The organism is Streptomyces sp. 378, from assembly GCF_030124145.1.
Taxonomy (GTDB): domain Bacteria; phylum Actinomycetota; class Actinomycetes; order Streptomycetales; family Streptomycetaceae; genus Streptomyces.
This window is the reverse complement of record NZ_JASKMS010000001.1, coordinates 286776-311766: the sequence shown is the minus strand read 5'-3', so window position 1 is coordinate 311766 and position 24991 is coordinate 286776. Positions and strand designations below refer to the sequence as shown.

The window sequence follows — 24991 nt, the reverse complement described above, 5'->3', positions numbered from 1 at the left end:
AGTCCGTTCCACTCAAGTCAGCTGGAGGAATCAACCATGGCACGTGCGGTCGGCATCGACCTGGGCACGACTAACTCCGTCGTCAGCGTTCTGGAGGGCGGCGAGCCCACCGTCATCACCAACGCCGAGGGCGCCAGGACCACGCCGTCCGTCGTCGCCTTCGCCAAGAACGGTGAGGTGCTCGTCGGAGAGGTGGCCAAGCGTCAGGCGGTCACCAACGTGGACCGGACCATTCGGTCGGTCAAGCGTCACATGGGCACCGACTGGAAGATCGAGCTGGACGGGAAGCCCTTCAACCCGCAGCAGATCAGCGCCTTCGTGCTCCAGAAGCTCAAGCGCGACGCCGAGGCCTACCTGGGCGAGAAGGTGACCGACGCGGTCATCACCGTCCCGGCGTACTTCAACGACTCCGAGCGTCAGGCCACGAAGGAGGCCGGCGAGATCGCCGGTCTGAACGTGCTGCGCATCGTCAACGAGCCGACCGCGGCCGCCCTGGCGTACGGCCTCGACAAGGACGACCAGACCATCCTGGTCTTCGACCTCGGTGGCGGCACGTTCGACGTCTCGCTGCTGGAGATCGGCGACGGCGTCGTCGAGGTGAAGGCCACCAACGGTGACAACCACCTCGGTGGTGACGACTGGGACCAGCGCGTCGTCGACTACCTGGTCCAGCAGTTCCAGTCCGGCCACGGCGTGGACCTGGGCAAGGACAAGATGGCCCTGCAGCGTCTGCGCGAGGCCGCCGAGAAGGCGAAGATCGAGCTGTCCTCGTCCACCGAGACCTCGATCAACCTGCCCTACATCACCGCCTCCGCCGAGGGCCCCCTGCACCTCGACGAGAAGCTCACCCGCGCCCAGTTCCAGCAGCTGACCGCGGACCTGCTGGAGCGCTGCAAGACGCCGTTCCACAACGTCATCAAGGACGCCGGCATCTCCATCAGCGAGATCGACCACGTCGTCCTCGTCGGCGGCTCGACCCGCATGCCCGCCGTCGCCGAGCTCGTCAAGGAGCTGACCGGCGGCAAGGACGCCAACAAGGGCGTCAACCCGGACGAGGTCGTCGCCATCGGCGCTGCCCTCCAGGCCGGTGTCCTCAAGGGCGAGGTCAAGGACGTCCTGCTCCTCGACGTCACCCCGCTGTCCCTCGGCATCGAGACCAAGGGCGGCATCATGACCAAGCTCATCGAGCGGAACACGACGATCCCGACCAAGCGGTCCGAGATCTTCACCACCGCCGAGGACAACCAGCCGTCCGTGCAGATCCAGGTCTACCAGGGCGAGCGCGAGATCGCGGCGTACAACAAGAAGCTCGGGATGTTCGAGCTGACCGGTCTGCCGCCGGCGCCCCGCGGCGTCCCGCAGATCGAGGTCTCCTTCGACATCGACGCCAACGGCATCATGCACGTGACCGCCAAGGACCTGGGCACGGGCAAGGAGCAGAAGATGACCGTCACCGGCGGCTCCTCGCTGCCGAAGGACGAGGTCGACCGCATGCGCCAGGAGGCGGAGCAGTACGCGGAGGAGGACCACAAGCGCCGCGAGGCCGCCGAGTCCCGCAACCAGGGCGAGCAGCTCGTCTACCAGACCGAGAAGTTCCTCAAGGACAACGAGGACAAGGTCCCGGGCGACATCAAGACCGAGGTCGAGGAAGCCGTCGCCGAGCTGAAGGAGAAGCTCAAGGGCGAGGACAGCGCCGAGATCCGCACGGCCACGGAGAAGGTCGCGGCCGTCTCCCAGAAGCTCGGCCAGGCCATGTACGCCGACGCGGGCGCGGCCCAGGCCGCCGGTGGTCCCGCCGGTGACGCGGGCGCCGCCGGTGGTGCCAAGCCCGCCGATGACGACGTCGTCGACGCCGAGATCGTCGACGAGGACCGGAAGGGCGGTGCCGCGTGACGGAGGAGACCCCGGGCTTCGACGAGCAGCAGTCGCAGCAGCCCGACGTCCCTTCCGGCGCCACCTCCGACGACGCCGAGCCGAAGGCCGCCGCCCCCTCCCCGGAGGAGGGGGCGGCCCCGGCCGGGGACACGGGCCAGGACGTGGCTCTGGTGGCCCAGCTGGACCAGGCCCGCACCGCGCTCAGCGAGCGCACGGCGGACCTCCAGCGCCTCCAGGCCGAGTTCCAGAACTACCGCCGCCGGGTCGAGCGTGACCGGATCGCGGTCAAGGAGATCGCCATCGCGAACCTCCTGACCGAGCTCCTGCCCGTGCTCGACGACATCGGCCGCGCGCGCGAACACGGCGAACTGGTCGGCGGCTTCAAGTCCGTCGCGGAGTCGCTGGAGAGCACCGCGGCGAAGATGGGCCTGCAGCAGTTCGGCAAGGAGGGCGAGCCCTTCGACCCGACGATCCACGAAGCCCTGATGCACAGCTACGCACCGGACGTCACCGAGACGACGTGCGTCGCGATCCTGCAGCCCGGGTACCGGATCGGCGAGCGCACCATCCGCCCCGCGCGGGTGGCGGTGGCCGAGCCCCAGCCGGGGGCGCAGACGGTCAAGGCGGACGAGTCCGCCGACGCCGACGACAAGGAGAGCGGTGGCCCGGACGAGGGCTGACGTCATCAACCAAGGGAAGGAGGGGCGTCGGGGATGAGCACCAAGGACTTCATCGAGAAGGACTACTACAAGGTCCTCGGCGTCCCCAAGGACGCCACCGAGGCCGAGATCAAGAAGGCGTACCGGAAGCTCGCCCGCGAGTTCCACCCGGACGCCAACAAGGGCAACGTCAGGGCGGAGGAGCGCTTCAAGGAGATCTCCGAGGCCAACGACATCCTCGGCGACCCCAAGAAGCGCAAGGAGTACGACGACGCGCGCGCCCTCTTCGGCAACGGCGGCTTCCGCCCGGGGCCGGGCGGCGCGGGCGGCTCCTTCAACTTCGACCTGGGCGACCTCTTCGGAGGCGGCGCCCAGGGCGGCGGTCAGGGAGCCGGCGGCTTCGGCGGCGGCCTCGGTGACGTCTTCGGGGGCCTGTTCAACCGCGGCGGCGCGGGCGGACCGGGGACGCGCACGCACCCCCGGCGCGGCCAGGACATCGAGTCCGAGGTCACGCTCAGCTTCACCGAGGCGATCGAGGGCGCGACGGTCCCGCTGCGGATGTCGTCGCAGTCCCCCTGCAAGGCCTGTTCGGGCACCGGCGACAAGAACGGCACACCCCGTGTGTGCCCGACCTGCGTCGGCACCGGGCAGGTCGCCCGGGGCAGCGGCGGTGGCTTCTCCCTCACCGACCCCTGCCCGGACTGCAAGGGCCGCGGACTGATCGCGGAGAACGCCTGCGACGTCTGCAAGGGCAGCGGCCGGGCCAAGTCCTCGCGGACCATGCAGGTGCGCATCCCCGCAGGCGTCAGCGACGGCCAGCGGATCCGGCTGCGCGGCAAGGGGGCGCCGGGCGAGCGCGGTGGCCCGGCGGGCGACCTGTACGTGGTGGTGCACGTCGACTCCCACCCGGTGTTCGGCCGCAAGGACGACAACCTCACGGTCACCGTCCCGGTGACCTTCGCCGAGGCGGCCCTCGGCGGCGAGGTGCGGGTGCCCACCCTGGGCGGCCCGCCCGTCACCCTGAAGCTGCCTCCGGGCACGCCCAACGGGCGCACCATGCGGGCCCGGGGCAAGGGCGCGGTCCGCAAGGACGGCACCCGCGGGGACCTCCTGGTCACCGTCGAGGTGAGTGTCCCCAAGGGCCTGACGGGGAAGGCTCGTGACGCGCTCGAGGCGTATCGCGAGGTGACCGCGGACGAGGATCCGCGGGCGGATCTGTTCCAGGCCGCGAAGGGAGCATGAGTCAGATGGACGGTCGTCGGCGCAACCCGTATGAACTGACCGAGGAAACCCCGGTCTACGTCATCTCGGTGGCGGCCCAGCTGTCCGGCCTGCATCCCCAGACCCTGCGCCAGTACGACCGGCTGGGTTTGGTGTCCCCCGACCGCACCGCGGGCCGGGGCCGCCGCTACTCGGCGCGTGACATCGAACTGCTACGCACGGTCCAGCAGTTGTCGCAGGACGAGGGCATCAACCTGGCCGGAATCAAGCGCATCATCGAACTGGAGAACCAGGTCGCCGCGCTCCAGGCCCGGGTCGCCGAGCTGGAGGACGCGCTCGACGGCGCGGCGGCGGCGATGCGCCAGCGCGAGGCGGCGGTGCACGCGTCGTACCGCCGTGATCTGGTGCCGTACCAGGAGGTGCAGCAGACCAGCGCGCTGGTGGTGTGGCGGCCGAAGCGGCAGCAGCAGTCCGACTGACGCGTACGCACGGGAAAGGGCCGGGAGTTCACTCCCGGCCCTTTCGTGTGCTTTGGGGCGATTTCTCCGGGTCTCCTGTGGGTGACCCGGTGGTGCACGCCACTTGAAGGTGATTCCGCAGAGTCTTCACAACTGCTGCGGAGCGTGGTGTTGTCATCTCGTTAAGTGGTTCCGCTTGACGCTGGGGGTCGCGTCCGCGTTGGCTTTTCAGTCACATGGGCGGAAAGCTGCGCCCACGTCCGAATCACACGCGAAGTGAGCTCCGCATGCGTCGTATCGCCATATCCGTGGCAGCCGCCACGATGTCCGTCACGCTCGCCGGCTGCGGCGCGCTCAACGCGACCGGGAGCAGTGACGACGCGAGCCCGGCGAAGGGCAACGACATCACCGTCGGGCTGCTGCTGCCGGAGAAGGCGAACACGCGGTACGAGAACTTCGACTACCCCATCATCAAGACGAAGGTCGAGTCGCTCACCAACGACAAGGGCCGCGTCACCTACGCCAACGCCGAGGCGAGCGCGGACAAGCAGGCCAGCCAGATGCAGCAGATGATCGACGACCGGGTCGACGTGATCCTGCTGGACGCCGTCGACTCGAAGGCCATCGCGAGCGGCGTGAAGAAGGCGAAGGAGGCCGGCATTCCGGTCATCGCCTACGACCGGCTGGCCGAGGGCCCGATCGACGCCTACATCTCCTTCGACAACGAGCTGGTCGGCGAGGTCCAGGGCCGCACCCTGCTGGAGGCCATCGGCGAGGACGCGAGCCTCTCCGACAAGATCGTCATGATGAACGGCTCTCCGACGGACCCGAACGCCAAGCAGTTCAAGGCCGGGGCGCTGTCCGAGCTGAACGGCAACGTGACGATCGCGAAGTCCTTCGACACCAAGGACTGGAAGCCGGAGAACGCCCAGGCGAACATGGCCGAGGCGATCGCGGAGATCGGCAAGGGCAACATCGCGGCGGTGTACTCCGCCAACGACGGCATGGCGGGCGGCATCGTCAAGGCGCTGGAGGCGGCGGGCGTGACGGAGCTGCCGCCGATCACCGGCCAGGACGCGGAGCTGGCGGCCGTGCAGCGGATCATCAGCGGCGACCAGTACATGAGCGTGTACAAGTCGTACCCGCAGGAGGCGGAGAACGCCGCGGAGATGGCCGTCGCCAAGGTCCAGGGCCGCGACATCCAGTTCGCCGCCCTGGCCCGCGACAGGGTCGACAGCCCCACGGACAAGGGCATCCCGGCGCAGCTCGTGCCCGTGGTCGCGCTCACCAAGGAGAACATCAAGGACACGGTGGTCGCGGACGAGGTCTACAAGCTGTCGGACATCTGCACGGCCGAGTACAAGGCGGCGTGCCGGGCCATCGGCCTGAAGTAGCCGCCGGCGGGGACTGACGCGGGACTGCCCTGTCGTTCGCGCCACTCGCCTGCGATCGGTGCCCGACGGGCGCCCGCCGCGTCCGCGGCACCGGTGTCCGAGCGCAGGTGGCCGTCTCACCGCGGACGGCTCGGCCGCCGCCCAGTCCATCTCCGGCCGCGAGAAGCGCTCCGTCGGGTGGGAGTTGTCCCCCGGCGGGGGTGATGCGGGTCGAGCCCCGGCTCGCACGCGAGGACGACGCCGCCCGGCCACGACCGGCCGCCCGGCCCGGGCGAGGCACGCGGCTCGGCGGCCTCGTGCTCGTCGGCCGTGTCGAGGGCCGGCCGGGCACCGTCTCTCCCCGTCGTGAACCGGAGCCCCGGCGCGCGGCTGTGTACCGGGCCTGCGACGCGACACGACAGCCGCCGAGCCGACGCCGCGGCGCGCGACAAGCCCTCGCCGTCCCGTCCCGGACCCGGGCGATAAGTGAGGCCGGGACCCGCCAGGTCGTGAGGCCGGGACCCGCCAGGTCGTGAGGCCGGGACCCGCCAGGTCGAGGCCGGGACCCGCCGGTCGTGAGGCCGGGACCCGCCAGGTCGTGAGGCCGGGACCCGCCGGAGCGTGCCCGGCGAGCCGGCGGCGGTGTCCGGACCGGCGCACCGGCCGGAGCGACCCTCCGGAGCGACCGTCCGCCCCTGACCGGCGCGAAGGCGGACGCCCACCTTGTCGGCACCTCCTACGACGCCACGACGGTCCCACGACGGTCCCCACGACGGCCCAGGACTGAGCGGCCGGTAGCACCACCCGCGCGCCCACCCCCCGGCGTGCGGGCACCGGCCACGCGGCGCCCCGGGCATACCGGTACCAAGGGGGCTGAAAAGCAGTTCGGTTGTGGTCGAGCCGTGTTGCGGAGCACGTCCGGTCCGCGCATAGTTGCGCTGCGGAAAGACGGCGAAACCGGGGGGTGGGATGGGCGATGGCCGGGCACGGGGCGGATGAGCATCCCCATGGTGCCGACCGGCTGTGCGAGGCCGGGGACCGCGTGTACTCCCGGGCCGTACGGCGCGGCCGGGTGCCGCGCCGGGACGCGGATCCGGTGCCCTGCCTGCTGGAACTCGCCCTGCTGCACCCGGACCCCGACGACATGGACTGGCTCGTGCCGACCTCCCCGCAGGAGGTCATGACCCGGCTGCTGCGCGGGATGTACGACGAGGTCAGCGCCAATCAGCGGCGGGTGGGCTCGGCCGTGGCGGCCGTCGAGTGGTACGCCGGTCTGGGCCGCCAGGTGCGGCCGACCCCGTCGGCGGGCGAGGGCTCGGCGATCCGGGTCCTGGACGGACTCGCCCGCATCCAGGCCGCGATGGACGAGGCGACCCAGGCGTGCACGACCGAGGTGCTCACGGTCCAGCCCGGCGGCATCCGACGAGAGGCGGAACTCTCCGAGGGCCTGCACCGGGCGCTGGCGCTGCGCGGCCGGGGCGTGCGGATGCGGGACCTGTACACGCATGTCGCCCGGCACGGGCAGGGGCTGCTGACGTACCTGGAGCTGATGGGCGACGCGGTGGAGGCGCGCACGCTGGACGAGGTGATCGACCGGCTGATCCTCTTCGACCGTACGGTCGCCTTCATCCCCGCCAACACCGACCGCACGATGGCCCTGGAGCTGCGGCACCCCGCGATCGTCGCCTACCTCGTCACGGTCTTCGAACGGCTGTGGCGCCTCGCCATCCCGTTGACCGCCCCGCTCCCCGACACGGGCATCGAGGGCATCTCCCACCGCGAGCAGTCCATCGCGGCGCTGCTGGCGGAGGGACACCAGGACGCCGTCATCGCGGAGCGGCTGGGCATCAGTGTGCGGACGTGCCGGGCGCACATCGCCCGGCTGTCGGAGACACTGGGGGCGGCGAGCCGTACGCAACTCGGCGTACGCATCGCCCAGGCCGGACTGGACGGTTCACAGCACTCCACCACTCCCCTCAGTCTTCCTGGTCAGGAATCCCCGAGCGTCCGATGAGGAACCCGAGCCGGGCCCTGCTCCGACTGCCCGGCGTCGCGGCGGGTTGGCGAGGGGCACAGGTCGTCGACGTCATGCTCCCGGTGCGGTCGCGTGGTCAACCGGCGGCTCCTTCCCGGTCCTGGTTCAGGATGCCGGACTGGGCGATGAGGTAACCCAGTTGGGCACGGCTGCCGCTGCCCAGAGCGGACGCGAGCTTGGCTATGTGGGCCCGGCAGGTGCGCACGTTCATGCCGAGGCGCCTGGCAATGGCTTCGTCGACGTGTCCTTCGACCAGGAGCTTGGCTATGGAGTACTGGATCTCCGTGATGCCGTCGCGGGCGGTCTCGTACGGCGTGCCGTTGCTGAGCGGAACCGACCGGTCCCACAAGTACTCGAAGAGCTTGATGAGGTAGCGGACCAGGCCGGGGTGGCGCAGTTCCAGGGCGACTTGCTGGTCGTCGCGGGCGGGGATGAAGGCGACGGACTCGTCGCAGATGATGAGGCGCTCGACGAGTTCGTCGATGGTGCGGTACTCCGCCTTGCCGTTGGAGAGCTGGGCGGCGTAGGCCAGTTGTTCGGGGTTGTAGCGGGCGGTGTGCTGGTACAGCGTGCGGATGCGCACACCGCGTTCGATCAGCGGCCGGTCGCGCTCCAGGCCGCGCAGGAGGCTGCGCTCTGACATCCGGTCGGTGGGCTGGACGGTGAGCATCTCCGCCTGGCACTGCAAAGTGGCCATGTTGAGCGCGGCGTTGATTCGTTCGCCGCCTTCCAGCACAGTGATGGCATCACTGTTCGCGGCCAGCTGGGTACCCAGGGCCATGAACGGCTGAAAGGTCTCGGCGAGGCCGGTCGCCGCGCGCCGGCGGTCGGCTATCTCCTGCTCCAGCGGGTTGAGCTGCCGGGACAGGGCGACCGCGGGGGGCACCGGCCGCAGCCAGTTCGGGTCGTCCGGGTCGGGGTGGAGGAGTGCGAACTCCATCAGGCACGGAGCGGGCTCCACGTCCTCGCGTGCGATGCGCCCGGCGCGGAGTGCGGCGGCATACAGACGGCCGCCCTCATCGCACCACTCGGTCATCGCATGGGGATGTGTCTCCTTAGTCCGATTCGATGCCAAATCTCCACCCCCCAGGGTCCTGAACATGCAGGAACATGATGCATCGATTGTGTGGCCATGACGTGCCCGAATGAGCCATCGTCGTACTCGACGGGGGAAAAGGGGACCTTCAAGTGAGGACGAAGCCGACTATGCGTAACAGAATGCTTCGCTCGGTGCTTGTCGCCGCCTTCTCCGCCGTTGTGGCCCTCGGTGTACTGAGTGGCTTCTCCGATGTGAAGGACGATGTTCGGGCGAACAGCAGCTGGCCGTCCGTCGCCGTGAACAGTGCTCACGGAGCGGAGAACAGCAGCTGGCCGAGCTCCGGGGCAGCCGGATCCGGGAGCTGACCGTGACCACTCCACCCGACGACCGCTCCTTCCGTCGTGAAATGGCCACCGCCTACCGATCGGGCTGGCACTTCATCGACCTGGTCACCGCCATCCCCCACAGCGGTGACTCGTTGATGGTGACTGTTTTCGGCGAGCCGGTGGTCGTCACACGGGACGACGACGAGGACGTACGGGCGTACCGGTGTCTGCGGCGGCCTCGGGGGGCGCCGCAGCCCGTGCGATGTGCCGTACGGTACGGAATGATCTTTGTGAACCTGGACCAACGGGATCACCAGCAGGTGGAGGCCGACTCCCCTGTCCCGCGGACCATCTCTGCCACCCCCCGCAGTGCCTGACGCGATTCCCCCGTCGTAACAGATCGCTCAGGTGCTTCCCCCCGCAGCGGCGTCACCGTGACCTGAACACGGTGACGCCGCTGCAGTTTTGCGGGATATTTCCGGGTATCGGCCAAGTCCGGAGGTGGCCGAATCCAATCGATCACCGGTGTGGATGTTCACTTCGCTCAACCTCTTCCCATGGCCCGCGTCAGGTGGATCTCGATCACCACGCGCGCCGGGTTCGGCGACGGGGTCCTGCCGTAGCGCTCCGCGTAGCGCCGCACCGCCTCGGCGACCCGGTCCGGTTCCTCGCTCACGAAGGCACGGCCCTCCAGCGTCGCCCAGCGGCGGCCCTCCAGCTGACAGACGGCCACGGCCGCCCCCTGCTCCCCGGCGGCCCGCACATACCGCACCTTCGCGCTCGCCCGGTTGGTGATCACCCGAGCCAGACGGGCCTCGGGATCGTATGTGACCCCGACGGGTACCAGATGCGGAGTGCCGTCCGGGCGGGGAGTCGTCAGGGTGCACAGGTGCCGCTCCCGCCAGAAGCCGAGATACGACGGGTCCGGAGCGCCCGGGTCCACGGAGTACTTGGTCGCCATGCCCCGGAACTTAGACCCTCCGGCCCTCCCGGAACCGTCCTTGAGTGCACTAGACTCAACTTTGTGCAAGCCGTTCGGGTCAGTGCAAGGAGGAGAACGCGAACGTGGACGCCGAGCTGACCAACCGGAGCCGGGACGCGATCAACGCTGCCAGCAACCGGGCCGTGACCGAGGGGCACCCCGACCTCACCCCGGCCCATCTGCTGCTCGCGCTGCTCCAGGGACAGGACAACGAGAACATCACCGACCTGCTCGCCGCGGTCGACGCCGACCAGGCGGCCGTACGCGCCGGAGCCGAGCGCGTGCTCGCCGGGCTGCCGAGCGTGACCGGGTCGACCGTCGCGCCGCCCCAGCCCAACCGCGAGATGCTCGCCGTCGTCGCCGACGCGCAGGCCCGCGCCAAGGAGCTGGGGGACGAGTACCTCTCCACCGAGCACCTCCTCATCGCCCTGGCCGCGAAGGGCGGCGCGGCCGGCGAGGTGCTCGCGCAGCAGGGGGCCGACGCCAAGAAGCTCCAGGCCGCCTTCCAGAAGACGCGAGGACAACGCCGCGTGACCACAGCCGACCCCGAGGGCCAGTACAAGGCCCTGGAGAAGTTCGGAACCGACTTCACCGCCGCCGCGCGCGAAGGGAAGCTCGACCCGGTCATCGGCCGGGACCAGGAGATCCGGCGCGTGGTGCAGGTGCTGTCCCGGCGCACCAAGAACAACCCCGTGCTGATCGGCGAGCCCGGCGTGGGCAAGACCGCCGTCGTCGAGGGGCTCGCCCAGCGGATCGTCAAGGGAGACGTGCCCGAGTCGCTGAAGGACAAGCGGCTCGTCGCGCTCGACCTGGGAGCCATGGTCGCCGGCGCCAAGTACCGGGGCGAGTTCGAGGAGCGGCTCAAGACCGTCCTCGCCGAGATCAAGGACTCCGACGGGCAGATCATCACCTTCATCGACGAGCTGCACACCGTCGTCGGGGCCGGCGCCGGCGGCGACTCCGCCATGGACGCCGGGAACATGCTGAAGCCGATGCTGGCCCGCGGCGAACTGCGCATGGTGGGCGCGACCACGCTCGACGAGTACCGCGAGCGGATCGAGAAGGACCCGGCCCTGGAGCGGCGCTTCCAGCAGGTGCTGGTCGCCGAGCCGACCGTCGAGGACTCCATCGCGATCCTGCGCGGGCTCAAGGGCCGCTACGAGGCCCACCACAAGGTGCAGATCGCCGACAGCGCCCTGGTCGCGGCGGCAACCCTGTCCGACCGGTACATCACCTCCCGCTTCCTGCCCGACAAGGCCATCGACCTCGTCGACGAGGCCGCCTCCCGGCTGCGCATGGAGATCGACTCCTCGCCCGTCGAGATCGACGAACTCCAGCGCGCCGTCGACCGGCTCAAGATGGAGGAGCTGGCGATCGGCAAGGAGACCGACGCCGCCTCCCGCGAGCGCCTGGAGAAACTGCGCCGCGACCTCGCCGACAAGGAGGAGGAGCTGCGCGGCCTCACCGCCCGCTGGGAGAAGGAGAAGCAGTCCCTCAACCGCGTCGGTGAACTGAAGGAACGCCTCGACGAGATCCGCGGCCAGGCCGACCGCGCCCAGCGCGACGGCGACTTCGACACCGCCTCCAAGCTCCTCTACGGCGAGATCCCCGCCCTGGAGAAGGAACTGGAGGCCGCCTCCGAGGCCGAGGAGGAGGTGGCCAGGGACACCATGGTCAAGGAGGAGGTCGGCGCCGACGACATCGCCGACGTCGTCGCCGCCTGGACCGGCATCCCCGCCGGGCGGCTGCTGGAGGGCGAGACGCAGAAGCTGCTGCGCATGGAGGACGAGCTGGGCAAGCGGCTCATCGGCCAGACCGAGGCCGTGCGCGCGGTGTCCGACGCCGTACGCCGCAGCCGCGCCGGGATCGCCGACCCCGACCGGCCCACCGGATCCTTCCTCTTCCTCGGCCCGACCGGCGTCGGCAAGACCGAGCTGGCCAAGGCCCTCGCCGACTTCCTCTTCGACGACGAGCGGGCGATGGTCCGCATCGACATGTCGGAGTACAGCGAGAAGCACAGCGTGGCCCGGCTGGTCGGCGCCCCGCCCGGATACGTCGGCTACGAGGAGGGCGGCCAGCTCACGGAGGCCGTGCGCAGGCGGCCGTACTCCGTCGTCCTGCTGGACGAGGTGGAGAAGGCGCACCCCGAGGTCTTCGACATCCTCCTCCAGGTGCTGGACGACGGGCGCCTGACCGACGGGCAGGGCCGCACGGTCGACTTCCGCAACACCATCCTGGTGCTGACGTCGAACCTGGGCAGCCAGTACCTGGTCGACCCGGTGACCAGCGAGCAGGAGAAGAAGGAACAGGTCCTGGAGGTGGTGCGCAGCTCCTTCAAGCCGGAGTTCCTCAACCGCCTGGACGACCTGGTCGTCTTCTCCGCGCTGACCAAGCCCGAGCTGGAGCGCATCGCGAAGCTCCAGCTGGAGCGCCTGGCCAAGCGGCTCGCCGAGCGGCGCCTCGCCCTGGACATCACGCCCGAGGCCCTGGCCTGGCTCGCCGAGGAGGGTCTGGACCCGGCGTACGGCGCCCGGCCGCTGCGGCGGCTCGTCCAGTCGGCCATCGGCGACCGGCTCGCCAAGGAGATCCTGTCCGGGGAGATCAAGGACGGCGACACGGTCCGGGTGGACCGCGGCGAGGACGGGCTCCTGGTGGGCCCGGCCACGGGCAAGACGCTGTAGGACGTCACATCGTGAACGCCGAGAAGCGCACCAGCGCCGTCTCGGCGTTCTCGTACTCCACCCGCACCTGCACCACATGCGCCTCCGCCGTGCCGGGCAGGCCGTTCTCGTGGGTCACGTCGAGGCACAGCGCCCCGCAGGGACCGCCGCCCGTGCGCGGCTTCGGGCCGTCCGGGTACGTCTCGCGCAACCAGCCGCTCACCTCCTCCCGCGGCATCCGCAGCACCGCCGCGTACGCCGTGTCGATGCCCCGCTGCACGGTGCAGTCCCGGACGCGGGCGTGCGCGGGGGGTTCGGCGGCGCCGAAGGCCAGGGCCTCGGTGCAGGGGACCGCGGCCGCCGCTCCCGCACGGGTGCCGTCGTCGTCGTCCGAGTGGGCCCACACGAACAGGCCGACGATCAGGACGCCGAGCACCACCACCGGCAGTGCCAGGAACGGCAGGACGATGCCCCACCGGGTATGACCTCTGTCGGCTGCGCGCATGACCGCGTCCCCTTTTGTCGGCTGCTCAGGAGGACGGTTCGGGGTACCCGGAGGTTGCGGTTGACCGGATCGTGTCAGCCGTCGGCTGACAGGGTCTGTCGGGGCTTGCCACCCCCCTCCCCGCATGGGGGAGGATGGCGGAATCCGTACGAAGGGAAATTCACGGTGACCATCGACCCGTCCTCGATTCCGAACTTCGGGGGCCAGCCCGAGCCGCAGCCCGGCGGCCCGGCCGGCCCCGTCGTCCCGGATCAGGACCTCGTGAAGCAGCTCCTCGACCAGATGGAGCTCAAGTACGTCGTCGACGACGAGGGAGACCTCGCGGCGCCGTGGGAGCAGTTCCGCACCTACTTCATGTTCCGGGGTGAGGGAGACCAGCAGGTCTTCTCCGTGCGGACGTTCTACGACCGGCCTCACGAGATCGAGGCCAAGCCGCAGATCCTGGAGTCGATCGACGACTGGAACCGCCGCACGCTGTGGCCCAAGGTCTACAGCCACACCCACGACGACGGCACGGTCCGCCTGATCGGCGAGGCCCAGATGCTGATCGGCATGGGCGTCAGCCTGGAGCACTTCGTCTCCTCGACGGTCAGCTGGGTGCGCGCCGCGATCGAGTTCGACAAGTGGCTCGTCGAGCAGCTCGGTCTCGAAGAGGAGATCAACGAGGCGGAGAAGCCCGAGGGCGACGAGGAGTAGCCCCCGCGCGGGGCTCTCACGGCGCGTCGGCGCGTACGGCAGGTACGCGCTGCACGCGCCGTTTGCCTTTTCGCGGCCCCCCTCAGTTGAGTGTTGAAGTTTCAACACTCAGCTCCGCCCAGACCGTCTTGCCCACCGGGCGGCGGGGCGCCGATCCCCAGCGCTCGGCCAGGGCGTCCACCAGGAGCAGCCCCCGGCCGGACTCGCCTTCGGGGTACGACGAGGGCGCGGCCGTGGACAGCCGCTTCGCACAGGCGGCGTCCGCGACCTCGATACGCAGCACGCCCGCAGCCTGGTCGAGGGCGAGCCGGAGACCGAAGTCCCGGCCGCGGACCCGGCCGTGCTGCACCGCGTTCGCCGCGAGTTCGCCGACGATGAGGGCGACCGCGCAGGACACGTCCGACGCCGGCGGGTAGCCCCGCACCTCCATCCAGCGAACGGCGTGCCGCCGGGCGGCCTGCGCACCTCGCGGGGAGGAGGGGAACTGCTCGGTGAGGGACTGGGTGGCGGATTCTGTCGGCACGGTCATCTTCGTCTCTCTGTTGCGGTGAGGCATTCCGCGACGCACAGGAGTCGTCACGTTCCGTACTCAAGGGTGGGCCGATCGTCCTACGCTCGACAGGTGTCACAGCCTTACTCGTGAGGCCGTAAGGAACGGAAGTGATGCCTTGGCCAACGGAATTGACCCCAGCGCGTCGATGGCCGCGCTGTTCGGTGCGCGGGTGCGCAGGCTCCGGACGGCGGCGGGGCTGACACAGGCCGAGCTGGGCGACCGGACGCATGTGGTGAGCACGCGGATCACGCAGATCGAGCGCGCGTCCGGAGCGAAGCCGACGCTGGAGCTGGCGCGTGCGCTGGACACGGCGCTCGGTGCGGAGGACCTGCTGGTGGAGCTGTGGCCGTATGTGTACCGGGAGGCGTTTCCGGACTGGTCGCGGAAGTTCATGGAGTACGCGGAGCGGGCGGTGGCCGTCCGTGAGTACGCAGCTCATGTGGTGCCTGGCTTGCTGCAGACCGAGGACTATGCGCGAGCGGTACTGCGGGTCGGTCGAACGCTCGACGACGAGGAGCAGTTGAAGGAACGAGTCACGCTTCGCATGGGCCGACAGAAGCGCCTCGCTATGCCCGATCGACCGGAACTGTGGGTGGTCCTCGACGAGGCGGTACTCAGGCGACCGGTCGGCGGCCAGACGGTGATGCGTGAGCAGTTGGGGCGATTGCTCGCGACAGCGAGGGAAGCTCACATCACCTTGCAGGTACTGCCGTTCGACCAGGGTGAGCACGATGTCATGGGCGGCTCGCTCACCCTGCTCACCATGCCGGACGGCTCGGAGGTCGCCTACACGGAAGGCGCGCACTACGGCCAGCTCATCGAGGATCCGGACGAGGTCAGGAGTTTTGCGCTGACCTACGATCGGCTGCGGGCGGCAGCTCTGCCCCCGCTCATGTCCCTGGACATGATCCGATCCGTGAGGGAGGACAACCACCGTGGAGCGAAGGTCCCGTCCCGATCTGAACGGCGCCGCCTGGCGCAGGAGCAGCTACAGCAATCAGGAAGGCGGCAACTGCGTGGAGGTGGCCGACGAGTTCCGGGCCGTCGTCCCGGTCCGTGACAGCAAAGCCCCGCAGGGTCCGGCGCTGTGCTTCGAAGCCGCTGCCTGGGCCGCCTTCATAGCCGAGTTGAAGGCCGGGCACCAGCGCCCCTGAGGCGGTCTTCCGGACGCACCGGGCCCTTGTCCGCGAGGGTCCGGTAGGCCACTGACCTCCTGAAAGAACCGGGGAAAGAACTACCCGCCCACCCACCCTCCCCGCGCCGGAAGGCGGGCGTCACCCGTCCGAGTGACCGGCTTGCGGGGGCGGGTAACGGGCCGTTACGTTCGCCGCGACAACCGCAAACAGATACGGCCCCCGGCCGGGACGGCAATCCCGATCGAGGGCCTGACCGATCAGGAAGTGAACGCCTTCCCGATGGCTGACCCGCAGTCTAACGCGCCCCTGCGCGCCGACGCCGGAGCTCCGACTACCGGCGTGATCCACGTACGCACCCGCCTCACCGCCGACTTCACGGTGATCTCCAACGCCCTCGCCCAGCGGCGCGGCAGCGCGGTCACGGTCGGCGTCGCGGCGTACATCGCCTCCCTGCCGGACGGCTGCCCCGTGACCATCACCGCCCTGTGCGAACACTTCAGCGAGGGCGAGATCCTGATCTCACGGGCACTCAGGGAGCTCGAATCGGCCGGATACCTGGAACGCCGCCGCGAACGCACGCCCACCGGGCAGGTGCGTACCCGGACGTACTTCTACGACGTGCCGCGCGGCGTAGGCCCGGACGACCCGCCCAAGCCGCCGAAGCCCCGGCCACGGAAGCGGCCCACCGTCCCGGAAACCCGACGGGAGGCGGCGGCGCCCGCTCCCGCTCCTGAGGAGCCCGACAGCCCCGCGCCCGCACTCACCGACGCCGACCCGGAGGCGGTCGCGGTACTGACGGCCCTGCGCCGGGTCGACCCCCGCCTGGTCCTGTCCGTGCGGGAGGCGGCCCGCCTGGCTCCGGCCGTCGCCGAGTGGCTGGCGGCCGGTGTCGGGCCACGCGAGATCACCGATCTGCTGACCGTACGGCTCCCCGACCGTTTCCGGGCCCGCCCGGCGAGCGTCCTGGCCTTCCGCCTCCGGGAAACCCCACTGCCCGTGCCGCCCCCGCCCCCGCTGCCCCCGAGCGTCCAGCGCCCGGCCGTACTGCCCTTCCAGACCTGCGACGGCTGCGAGCGTGCCTTCCGTGCCCCGGGGCCCGGACACTGCCGGAGCTGCCGGGACCGTCTCGCCGGGGAATGTCTGCGTGCGGCGGGCTGAGCCGATGGGCGGGTGTGCCGTTCGCCCCTGGGTGGCAGGCTTGATGTGCGACGATGCGAAACGCGGGACCGGGCAATACGGCAGGAGGAGGTGGGGCATGGTCGACAGGTTCAGGGACGGACTTCTGACTCCCACCGAAACCGCCTCCTACCTGGAGATTCCGCAGTCGACGCTCCAATTCTGGCTGAAGGGCAGGGCTGCCGGGGCGCCCTTGGTCCATCAGGTCGAGCCGCTGCGCAAGGGGCAGCCCTCGGTGCCGTTCATCGCGGTCGCCGAGGCTCACGTCCTCCGTTCGCTGCGCTCCCTCGGGCTCCGGATGAGTGAGATCAGGGAAGCCGCCGGCGCCGTACGGGACGCCTTCGCGACTCCGTACGGTCTCGTGTCGAAGCGGATCGCGACGGACGGCGTGGACATCTTCGTCGAGCATGGCCTCGGCGATCTCCGCAGGGCCCGAGACGGTCAGGCGCCCATCCACGAGGTGGTCTCCGACTACCTCCGCTACCTGAACTGGGAACCCGACGACGACTTCCCCTCCAGCCTGCGGCTGAGGCAGTACCCGGACTCCGTACCCGTCGTGATCGACCCGAGGTTCGGACACGGGACGCCCGTCGTGGCCGCGAACCGTGTCGCGGTCAAGGCCATCACCGACCTCTGGGAGGCCGGGGAGAGCGTCGAGAACATCGCGTACGACTTCGACATGACGCCCGAGCAGGTCGACGAGCTGTGCCGGGCAGTGGTGCGCCTTGCCGCCTGAGTTCTTCCTCGACCGCAATCTCGGACGTCGTGTCGCGGAGGGGTTGAGGGCGTGCGGCTGGATCGTTCACCGCATCGGTGACGTCTTCCCCGACGACGGACAGGACGTCGCCGATGAGGAGTGGATTGCGCACGGTCTCGACCAGTCATGGGTGCCGCTTTCGAAGGACGGCCGGATCAAGAGCCGGGATCTGGAGATCCGACCGGTCCTTGGGCGTGAGGCTGTGCTGTTCTACCTCGACAACCAGCAGTTGCGCAGTGTCGAGATGGTCGAACGGCTCGAGGCCCACCGTGAGGCGATCCACCGTGCAGTGAGCAGGGGCGGTCCTGCCGCCTACGCGGTACGACAAGACCGCATCGAGCGCACTTGGCCGGCCTGACCGTCCGTCGCCGTTCGGGCTGGCCAGGTGCCCCTAGAGCGCCGCCCTGAGCCGCTTCGCCGCCTCCTCCAGCACCCCCGTCCGCTTGCAGAAGGCGAACCGAACGAACGGCGCGCCCTGTTCGCGGTGGTCGTAGAAGACGGCGTTCGGGATGGCGACGACGCCGGCGCGCTCCGGCAGGGCGCGGCAGAAGGCGATGCCGTCGCTTTCCCCGAGGGGGCGGATGTCGGTGGTGATGAAGTAGGTGCCCGCGGGGCGGAAGACCCGGAACCCGGCCTCCGTCAGGCCCGTCGCCAGCAGGTCCCGCTTGGTCAGCATGTCGGCGCGGAAGTGGGCGAAGTACGACTCGGGCAGGGAGAGCGCCTCGGCGACCGCGTACTGGAACGGGCCCGCCGAGACGTACGTCAGGTACTGCTTCGCCGAGCGCACCGCCGTGACCAGCTCCGGCGCCGCCGTCACCCAGCCGACCTTCCAGCCGGTGAACGAAAAGGTCTTCCCGCTGCTCGAGATGGTGACGGTGCGCTCGCGCATCCCGGGGAACGTCGCCAGCGGCACGTGCTCGGCGTCGTCGAAGACCAGGTGCTCGTACACCTCGTCCGTCACCACCAGCAGGTCGCGCTCAACGGCCAGCTCGGCGATCGCGGTCAGTTCCTCGCGGGTGAGGACGGTGCCGGTCGGGTTGTGCGGGGTGTTGATCAGCAGCAGTCGGGTGCGGTCGGTGACGGCGTCGCGCAGCTCGTCGAGGTCGAGACGGAACCGGCTGTCCTCCTCGTGCGCCCGCAGGGTGACCGGCACCCGGCGCCCGCCGGCCATGGCGATGCACGCCGCGTAGGAGTCGTAGTACGGCTCGAAGGCGATCACCTCGTCCCCCGGCTCCACCAGGGCGAGGAGGGTGGCGGCGATGGCCTCCGTGGCGCCCGCGGTGACCAGGACCTCCGTGTCGGGGTCGTAGGACAGGCCGTAGCGGCGCCGCTGGTGGGCGGTGATCGCGGTGCGCAGCTCGGGGACGCCGGGGCCCGGCGGGTACTGGTTGCCGCGGCCGTCCCGCAGGGCCCGTACGGCCGCCTCCCGGATCTCCTCGGGGCCGTCGGTGTCGGGGAAGCCCTGACCGAGGTTGATGGCACCGGTGCTCAGGGCCAGGGCGGACATCTCGGCGAAGATCGTCGTCCCGAACTCGGCGAGCCGGCGGTTCAGGAGGGGGCGCGCGCTGGAGGTCATGCCGGTCATCCTGCGCCGAAGCTCTGGAGTTCCTCAACTCCGCTTTGGGCCGGGAGCGGGGAGGGCATCACCGCTTCACGCAAGAGCGAGGCGCCCACGGGGGGCCGCTTCGGGGGAACGAAAGGAGGGTGACGCCATGATCGTCGGCATCATCCTGGCGGTGGTCGGAGTCGTCCTGGTCGGGGCGCTGGTCTCCAAGGCCCGCAGGGGGTCTTCCGGAGGGACGGCGCGGCGCGGGGCGTGGGCGTCCACCGGTTCGAGCAGCAGCAGCCACAACAGCTGGTGGGCCGGCGGGGGAGACTCCGGCTCCTCCGACGGCGGGCACCACGGGGGGCACTCCTGCGGCGGCGGATCGTCCTGCGGGGGCGGCGGTGGTGGCTGCGGCGGAGGAGGCAGCTGACCCACGTCGGCCCTCTCGCGACGGGCACGCCGCATCCATCGAACGCGGGGTCCGCACCCGGGCCCCGCGTTGTCGTGTGCGGATCGATGCGGATCGGTGCCGCCCCGGACGGGTGATCGCTCGAATGTCTGTCGAGTGACTTTCGGTGGATATCGGCATAATTCCATGCCTGTAGGACAACTTGTCCGGCCTCTCCACCGGTTCGGGGGTTGCTCCGGCAACTGCGCGCGGCGCGCGGTCCCTTCGAGGGGCGGCCGGAATCCCGGGCTCGCGTTCGTCGCGGTGCCGAGCTTGAACCACGGCGCACCGGCGCACGCCTCCCCGGCGCGGGCGCACGCCGTAGTTGAACAGTTGAGCTGTGGAGCCCTCTGAGGGATGGAAAGCCTACGAACTTGGGTAAAAACGCTGTGGCGGCGCCACCGTTCATGATTCCCTCTAAGTCACCGACGCAGCCCCTCGGACGTCCTGCGGACACCTTCTCCACCCGGCCGACTGGGCTGACCGGGCCGACATCCCCCGGTTTTACCGGGGCGCAGCGGACCCATCTCCCTCTCCTTTTGTGTGCTTGCGGAGCCGATCCATGCTCACGACCCTGAACACCTCCTACACCGATACGCGCGCGGCCGATCTCGCCTGGGCCCTGGGGCGCGAGCCGCTTCCCGCGCTGGCCGCGCTCGACCTCGAACTGGCGGACAGTAAACTGCAGTTGCGACTCCTCGGTGCGTCCCATCAGGTCCTGCTGGAGGAGGAGCGGGGCGTCTGCTCGGAGACGGTGGCGTGCATCGCCGGCAGCAGCACTCCGCTGCCGCTCGGCGTCGCCAAGCGGGTGGACGACTGGGAGTACGAGTTCGCGGCCCGGGTCGAGGTCCTCTCACCCGGCTCCTTCGCGGGCCGCGCCCAGGAGTTGCTGGCCCTCGTCTCCGACCACCCGCACGGCCTCGTCGGCGTTTTCCCCGGCAGCCCGTACGCCTTCACGGCCCTGCTCGCCCAGCACCACGAAGGGCAGGTGCACTGGCGGACCTGGCACGCCTACCCGCAGGACGGGCAGTTGGTGGCGACCCGTACCAAGGTGGGCATGCGGGTTCCCGCGACCGTCTCCGCCGACTGCCCCAGGCCGACCGCTGCCCGCCCGGGCGAACCGCCGGGCGGCGAACCAGATCTCGTACCGATGTCCGGCGTCTGTAAACCAGCACCACACGTGTGGGTGACGAACCGCGGTCGAGGCGTGACGTAACGTCGCAGCGTGATCGAGCCGCACGCGCCCGCCCCGCCCCGCTCCCCGGCGCCCCGGAGCGCCCCGGGCGGCCCCGACGGCCCGGCACGACTGCCCGTCCGGCCCGGCACCGGACGGTTCCTGGTCCTCGCGGGAGTGTTCGTCTGCGCGGCCTGCGGACTCGTGTACGAACTGGAACTTCTCGCGCTCGCCGCGTACTTGATGGGCGACTCCGTCACGCAGGCGTCCGTCGTGCTCTCCGTCATGGTCTTCGCGATGGGCATCGGCTCCCTCGCCGCGAAGCGGCTGCGCCGGCTCGCCGCGGCCGGTTTCGGTGCCGTCGAGGCCACCCTCGCGCTCGTCGGCGGGTGCAGCGCGATGGCCCTGTACGCCGTGTTCGCCTGGACCGGTGACTGGGGCGGGATGTGGGCCAGCGGGCCGCGCTGCCTGCTCGTCGCGGTTTCCCTGGCCACCGGGCTGCTCATCGGCGCCGAGGTCCCGCTGCTGATGGAGCTGATCCAGCGGATCCGCCGTCAGGACGCGGGCGGCGCCGTCGCCGACCTGTCCGCCGCCGACTACGTCGGGGCCCTCGTCGGCGGCCTCGCCTTTCCCTTCCTTCTGCTGCCCTTCTTCGGCCAGTTGACCGGCGCGCTGCTCACCGGCGCGGTCAACGCGGTCGTCGGCGGTGCGCTGGTCCTCGGCCTGTTCCGCCGGGACCTGACCCGGCGCGCCCGGTGGCTGCTGCTGCTCGGCAACGCCCTCGTCCTCGCGATCCTCGCCTCGGCGGCCGTCCTCGTCGACGACTTCGAACGGGCGGCGCGGCAGGCTATGTACGGCGGGGACGTCCGCGTGGCGCTCCAGAGCGGGGTGCAGGAGGTCGTCCTCACCGGCGGCACGGACGGCAGGACCCTCGACCTGTTCCTCGACGGCCGGTTGCGGGTCAGCGCAGGCGATGAACGGCGCTACCACGAGGCTCTCGTCCACCCCGCGATGAGCGGGCCGCACGCGCGCGTGCTGATCCTCGGCGGCGGCGACGGCCTGGCCGCGCGCGAGGTGCTGCGCCACTCCGGAGTGGAATCGGTCGACGTCGTCGAACTGGACGCGGAGGTGGTCCGGCTGGCCCGCACCGACCCGGGCCTGTCCGCACTCAACCAGCACGCGTTCGGCGACCCGCGGGTGCGGGTGACGACCGAGGACGCCTTCGGCTGGCTGCGCGGAGCGGACCCGGCGACGTACGACGTCGTCGTCTCGGATCTGCCGGACCCGGGCATCACGGCGAGCACGAAGCTGTACTCGCAGGAGTTCTACGGCCTCGCCCGGCGCGTGCTGGCCCCCGGCGGGCGGCTGGTGGTGCACGCCGGGCCGGTCGCGGCCGACTCCCGGGTGTACTGGACGGTCGAGGCGACGCTGCGCGCGGCCGGTTTCGACACCGCCCCCTACGCCGCCGGTGGTCGTCAGGCGGGTGTCGGCGCTGGCCTCTCTGGCACCGGTGGTCGTCAGGCGGGTGTCGGTATCGGCCTCGATGGCGCCGGTGGTCACCACGCGGGTGTCGGTATCGGCCTCGATGGCGCCGGTGGTCAGCACACGGGTGTCGGTATCGGCCTCGATGGCGCCGGTGGTCAGCACACGGGTGTCGGCATCGGCCTCTCTGGCACCGGTGGCCGCCACGCGGGTTTCGGTATCGCCACCTACAGCACCGGCGGCCGTCACACCGGTTTCGCCACCGGCCCCGACCGCACCTCCGCCGACCGCTCCCGGGCGCCCCGGGACTGGGGTTTCGTCCTGGCCGCCCGCACGGATCCGCGGCCGCGGCTCGACCCGGACGGTCCGCGGCCGAGCGTCCTCACGGAGGAGCTGCTGGCGGCGGGGGAGCGGGCGGCGCGGGCCACACGGATCGAGGGGTTGCCGGCGTCGACGCTGGTGCATCCGCGGTACTGAGGAAGCCGCGCCTGCAAGGGGCCGGGAGGATACGCCTGGCGGGGGTGGATCGGGGGCGATTCCCTCAGGCGGGGGTGCGTTTCGGGCTTCGCTGGGTAGAGTCCGTCGACATGGAGCACGAGGTGTTCGTTCCGGTTCCGGCGGAGCGGCTCAGGGAGGTGCTGGACGACCCCGCGCGGGTCGCCCGGGCTGTTCCCGGGCTCCAGCAGGACGCCGGCGCCGAGCCCGTCGCGGGGCGGCTGAAGATCCGGGTCGGCAGCCACTCCGTCACCTACCGGGGTGCCGTTCGGGTGCTCCGGCGCGACGACGACGCGTACGCGGTCGAAGGTGAGGTGCAGGAGGCGCGCGGCAGCGGCTCGGTCCGATTCGCCCTGCGGATCGCCCTGCGCGAGACGACGGACGGCTGCACCCTCGTGTACGACGGCACCGCCTCCGCGGACGGCCGGATCACGGACCTCCCCGCGGACGCGGTGGAAGGGGCCGTCACCCGGCTGCTGAACCGTTTCGCGGAGCAACTGGCCGCCACGGCCGTGAACGGGGACGACGAGGCGCCGAAGCCCCCGGCCGGGGCCGACGCGGGGGAAGGGGCGCAGGCCCCTGCCGATGCCGGTCTCACCGAGGAGGCCCCGGCCCCCGAGCGCCCCTCCGTCTTCGGCGCCGATGTCCCGCCCTCCCCGCTCGGACCCGCGGGCGAGGACAAGCAGGGCAACGGGGCCGGCGAGGACGACGAGGAGGACATCGCCGAGGCGGCTCATGCGCGGCGGACCATGATCGGGCGCAGCGCCGAGGAGGTGGACCACGCGCCGCCGCGCGGCCGGTACGCCCCCGTGCCGGCGCCGCAGACCGTGACGCCCGCGGCCCCCCTGCGCTGGGCGGCCCCGGCCGCGGCACTGGCGCTGGCGTCGGCCGTCGTGGCCGTCCGGGCCCTGCGCAGACGCCGCTGAGCCGTTCGGCAGCCGGACGGGCCCGCGTGCCAGCGGGACATGGCCGAAGCACCCCGCAACGCGTGAGGCCCTCTTGATCACCGCAGTAGGGTCGTCCCGTGAGCGACGAAGACATCACGCTGACCGCGGGTGACGCGGAGGTGACCGTGCAGCCGGGCAACGGCGGCCGGGTGGGAGGGCTGCGGATCGGCGGCGTCGAACTGCTCCGCCAGGGTGAGCGGTTCGGGTGCTTCCCGATGGTGCCGTGGTGCGGACGGATCCGGGACGGACGGTTCCTGGACGGCGCCGAAGTGCGCCAGATGCCCCTCAACGCCCCGCCCCACGCCATCCACGGCACCGTCCGCGACGGCGCCTGGCGCACCGCCCGCACCAGCGCCGACGAGGCCGTTCTCACCTGCGAGCTCGCCGACCCCTGGCCCCATCCGGGTCTCGTCACCCAGATCGTCTCCCTCACCGAGGACGCGCTGACGCTGACCATGTCCGTCGAGACGTACCAGTCGTCCTTCCCGGCGCAGATCGGCTGGCACCCCTGGTTCAACCGGAACCTCGGCGGCGAGGACGTGACCCTCGACTTCGACCCCGCCTGGCAGGAGGAGCGCGGCGCCGACCACCTGCCCACCGGCAACCGCATCGACCCCGAGCCCGGCCCCTGGGACGACTGCTTCGGGATGCCCGGCGGCGTCGAGGCGACCCTGACCTGGCCGGGCCAGCTGGAGCTGAGGGTGACCAGCCGCCAGGAGTGGGCCGTCGTCTACGACGAGCAGGAGGCGGCCGTGTGCGTGGAGCCGCAGACCGGCCCGCCCAACGGGCTCAACACGTCACCCCACCTGGTCACACCCCTGGAGCCGCTGGAGGCCGCCACGACCTGGAGCTGGCGCCGCCTCTAAGCTGGGCGCCATGACGGACACGCGTGGCGCGCTGCTGCAGCAGATCAAGGACAAGGCCGTGGTGCACGGCAAGGTGACCCTGTCGTCGGGCCTCGAAGCCGACTACTACGTCGACCTGCGCCGCATCACCCTCGACGGCGAGGCCGCCCCGCTCGTCGGGCAGGTGCTGCTGGACCTGACCGGCGAGCTGGAGTTCGACGCCGTCGGCGGCCTCACCATGGGCGCCGACCCGGTCGCCGCCGCCATGCTGCACGCGGCCGCCGCGCGCGGGAAGCGCCTGGACGCCTTCGTCGTGCGCAAGGCCGCCAAGGCGCACGGCCTGCAGCGGCGCGTCGAGGGCCCGGACATCGCGGGCCGCCGCGTGCTGGTCGTCGAGGACACCTCCACCACGGGCGGCTCCCCGCTCACCGCCGTCGAGGCCGTGCGTGAGGCCGGGGCCGAGGTCGTCGCCGTCGCGACCATCGTCGACCGGGCGACCGGTGCCGCCGAGAAGATCCAGGAGGGGGCCGGGGTGCCGTACCTCTTCGCCTTCTCGAAGGACGAGCTGGGCCTCGACTGACCAGGGACTGACCAGGGCGTGGA

General features: G+C 70.9%; 25 protein-coding genes. 20 read left to right on the top strand and 5 right to left on the bottom strand.

Annotated features, from left to right (window positions below; all coding sequences use genetic code 11):
• Positions 1-36: 36 nt before the first annotated feature.
• From dnaK to QNO09_RS01415, 6 genes are all read left to right on the top strand, one after another.
• A complete protein-coding gene (dnaK, locus tag QNO09_RS01440; protein ID WP_283968146.1) occupies positions 37-1893 on the top strand; it encodes a molecular chaperone DnaK in 1857 nt (618 codons plus the stop codon).
• The gene (gene grpE / locus QNO09_RS01435; protein ID WP_283968145.1) at positions 1890-2555 is read left to right on the top strand and encodes a nucleotide exchange factor GrpE; all 666 of its coding nucleotides are present in this window, start codon (positions 1890-1892) and stop codon (positions 2553-2555) included. The genes dnaK and grpE overlap by 4 nt, the downstream gene beginning before the upstream one ends.
• Positions 2556-2588: 33 nt before the next feature.
• Entirely contained in the window at positions 2589-3776 is a 1188-nt protein-coding gene (dnaJ, locus tag QNO09_RS01430) for a molecular chaperone DnaJ (protein ID WP_283968144.1), read from the top strand.
• 5 nt (positions 3777-3781) lie between these two features.
• Positions 3782-4234 carry a heat shock protein transcriptional repressor HspR gene (locus QNO09_RS01425; protein WP_031142455.1) on the top strand — a complete coding sequence of 151 codons (453 nt, stop codon included), beginning with the start codon at positions 3782-3784 and terminating at the stop codon, positions 4232-4234.
• Positions 4235-4500: 266 nt separating this feature from the next.
• Positions 4501-5607, top strand: coding sequence for a sugar ABC transporter substrate-binding protein (locus QNO09_RS01420; RefSeq protein WP_283968143.1), 1107 nt, complete (start codon positions 4501-4503; stop codon positions 5605-5607).
• A 955-nt stretch (positions 5608-6562) separates the two neighbouring features.
• On the top strand, positions 6563-7600 hold the full coding sequence (locus tag QNO09_RS01415) for a helix-turn-helix transcriptional regulator (protein ID WP_283968142.1): 1038 nt from the start codon (positions 6563-6565) through the stop codon (positions 7598-7600).
• A gap of 97 nt (positions 7601-7697) precedes the next feature.
• Here QNO09_RS01415 and QNO09_RS01410 read toward each other — a convergent pair whose 3' ends face one another.
• Positions 7698-8657 carry a helix-turn-helix transcriptional regulator gene (locus QNO09_RS01410; protein ID WP_283968141.1) on the bottom strand — a complete coding sequence of 320 codons (960 nt, stop codon included), beginning with the start codon at positions 8655-8657 and terminating at the stop codon, positions 7698-7700.
• Between the two features lie 370 nt (positions 8658-9027).
• On the opposite strand from QNO09_RS01410, the gene QNO09_RS01405 reads away from it, so the two are divergent.
• A complete protein-coding gene (locus QNO09_RS01405) occupies positions 9028-9363 on the top strand; it encodes a hypothetical protein (RefSeq protein WP_283968140.1) in 336 nt (111 codons plus the stop codon).
• A 167-nt stretch (positions 9364-9530) separates the two neighbouring features.
• Here the strand turns inward: QNO09_RS01405 and QNO09_RS01400 are convergent, their stop codons facing one another.
• Entirely contained in the window at positions 9531-9947 is a 417-nt protein-coding gene (locus QNO09_RS01400) for a pyridoxamine 5'-phosphate oxidase family protein (protein ID WP_030846382.1), read from the bottom strand.
• 104 nt (positions 9948-10051) lie between these two features.
• On the opposite strand from QNO09_RS01400, the gene clpB reads away from it, so the two are divergent.
• Positions 10052-12649, top strand: a complete 2598-nt coding sequence (gene clpB / locus QNO09_RS01395) for an ATP-dependent chaperone ClpB (RefSeq protein WP_283968139.1) — start codon at positions 10052-10054, stop codon at positions 12647-12649.
• 4 nt (positions 12650-12653) lie between these two features.
• Here the strand turns inward: clpB and QNO09_RS01390 are convergent, their stop codons facing one another.
• Positions 12654-13133, bottom strand: coding sequence for a hypothetical protein (locus QNO09_RS01390; RefSeq protein ID WP_283968138.1), 480 nt, complete (start codon positions 13131-13133; stop codon positions 12654-12656).
• Positions 13134-13298: 165 nt separating this feature from the next.
• On the opposite strand from QNO09_RS01390, the gene QNO09_RS01385 reads away from it, so the two are divergent.
• The gene (locus QNO09_RS01385; protein WP_283968137.1) at positions 13299-13829 is read left to right on the top strand and encodes a YbjN domain-containing protein; all 531 of its coding nucleotides are present in this window, start codon (positions 13299-13301) and stop codon (positions 13827-13829) included.
• Positions 13830-13911: 82 nt separating this feature from the next.
• On the opposite strand, the gene QNO09_RS01380 is transcribed toward QNO09_RS01385, so the two are convergent.
• Positions 13912-14358, bottom strand: a complete 447-nt coding sequence (locus QNO09_RS01380) for an ATP-binding protein (protein ID WP_283968136.1) — start codon at positions 14356-14358, stop codon at positions 13912-13914.
• Between the two features lie 169 nt (positions 14359-14527).
• On the opposite strand from QNO09_RS01380, the gene QNO09_RS01375 reads away from it, so the two are divergent.
• The 5 genes from QNO09_RS01375 (at position 14528) to QNO09_RS01355 (ending at position 17809) form a co-directional block, all read left to right on the top strand.
• Positions 14528-15442, top strand: coding sequence for a helix-turn-helix domain-containing protein (locus QNO09_RS01375; RefSeq protein ID WP_283968135.1), 915 nt, complete (start codon positions 14528-14530; stop codon positions 15440-15442).
• Positions 15399-15536 carry a DUF397 domain-containing protein gene (locus QNO09_RS01370; protein ID WP_349636941.1) on the top strand — a complete coding sequence of 46 codons (138 nt, stop codon included), beginning with the start codon at positions 15399-15401 and terminating at the stop codon, positions 15534-15536. The genes QNO09_RS01375 and QNO09_RS01370 overlap by 44 nt, the downstream gene beginning before the upstream one ends.
• A 261-nt stretch (positions 15537-15797) precedes the next feature.
• Complete coding sequence (locus QNO09_RS01365; protein ID WP_283968133.1) at positions 15798-16676, top strand: hypothetical protein; 879 nt, start codon at positions 15798-15800, stop codon at positions 16674-16676.
• A gap of 97 nt (positions 16677-16773) precedes the next feature.
• The gene (locus QNO09_RS01360; protein ID WP_283968132.1) at positions 16774-17430 is read left to right on the top strand and encodes a DUF433 domain-containing protein; all 657 of its coding nucleotides are present in this window, start codon (positions 16774-16776) and stop codon (positions 17428-17430) included.
• Positions 17420-17809 carry a PIN-like domain-containing protein gene (locus tag QNO09_RS01355; RefSeq protein WP_283968131.1) on the top strand — a complete coding sequence of 130 codons (390 nt, stop codon included), beginning with the start codon at positions 17420-17422 and terminating at the stop codon, positions 17807-17809. The genes QNO09_RS01360 and QNO09_RS01355 overlap by 11 nt, the downstream gene beginning before the upstream one ends.
• 33 nt (positions 17810-17842) lie before the next feature.
• Here QNO09_RS01355 and QNO09_RS01350 read toward each other — a convergent pair whose 3' ends face one another.
• Positions 17843-19036, bottom strand: a complete 1194-nt coding sequence (locus QNO09_RS01350) for a pyridoxal phosphate-dependent aminotransferase (RefSeq protein ID WP_283968130.1) — start codon at positions 19034-19036, stop codon at positions 17843-17845.
• 127 nt (positions 19037-19163) lie between these two features.
• On the opposite strand from QNO09_RS01350, the gene QNO09_RS01345 reads away from it, so the two are divergent.
• The 6 genes from QNO09_RS01345 to pyrE all read left to right on the top strand — a co-directional run bounded on the left by QNO09_RS01345 (position 19164) and on the right by pyrE (position 24968).
• The gene (locus QNO09_RS01345) at positions 19164-19427 is read left to right on the top strand and encodes a hypothetical protein (protein WP_283968129.1); all 264 of its coding nucleotides are present in this window, start codon (positions 19164-19166) and stop codon (positions 19425-19427) included.
• Positions 19428-20007: 580 nt separating this feature from the next.
• Positions 20008-20661 carry a DUF2617 family protein gene (locus QNO09_RS01340; protein WP_502962226.1) on the top strand — a complete coding sequence of 218 codons (654 nt, stop codon included), beginning with the start codon at positions 20008-20010 and terminating at the stop codon, positions 20659-20661.
• A 9-nt stretch (positions 20662-20670) separates the two neighbouring features.
• On the top strand, positions 20671-22578 hold the full coding sequence (locus QNO09_RS01335) for a polyamine aminopropyltransferase (protein ID WP_283968128.1): 1908 nt from the start codon (positions 20671-20673) through the stop codon (positions 22576-22578).
• 110 nt (positions 22579-22688) lie between these two features.
• On the top strand, positions 22689-23522 hold the full coding sequence (locus QNO09_RS01330; protein ID WP_283968127.1) for an SRPBCC domain-containing protein: 834 nt from the start codon (positions 22689-22691) through the stop codon (positions 23520-23522).
• 98 nt (positions 23523-23620) lie between these two features.
• On the top strand, positions 23621-24409 hold the full coding sequence (locus tag QNO09_RS01325) for an aldose epimerase family protein (RefSeq protein ID WP_283968126.1): 789 nt from the start codon (positions 23621-23623) through the stop codon (positions 24407-24409).
• 10 nt (positions 24410-24419) lie between these two features.
• Positions 24420-24968: an orotate phosphoribosyltransferase gene (gene pyrE / locus QNO09_RS01320; RefSeq protein ID WP_031142415.1), complete on the top strand. Its 549-nt coding sequence runs from the start codon at positions 24420-24422 to the stop codon at positions 24966-24968.
• The last annotated feature ends 23 nt before the right edge of the window (positions 24969-24991 follow it).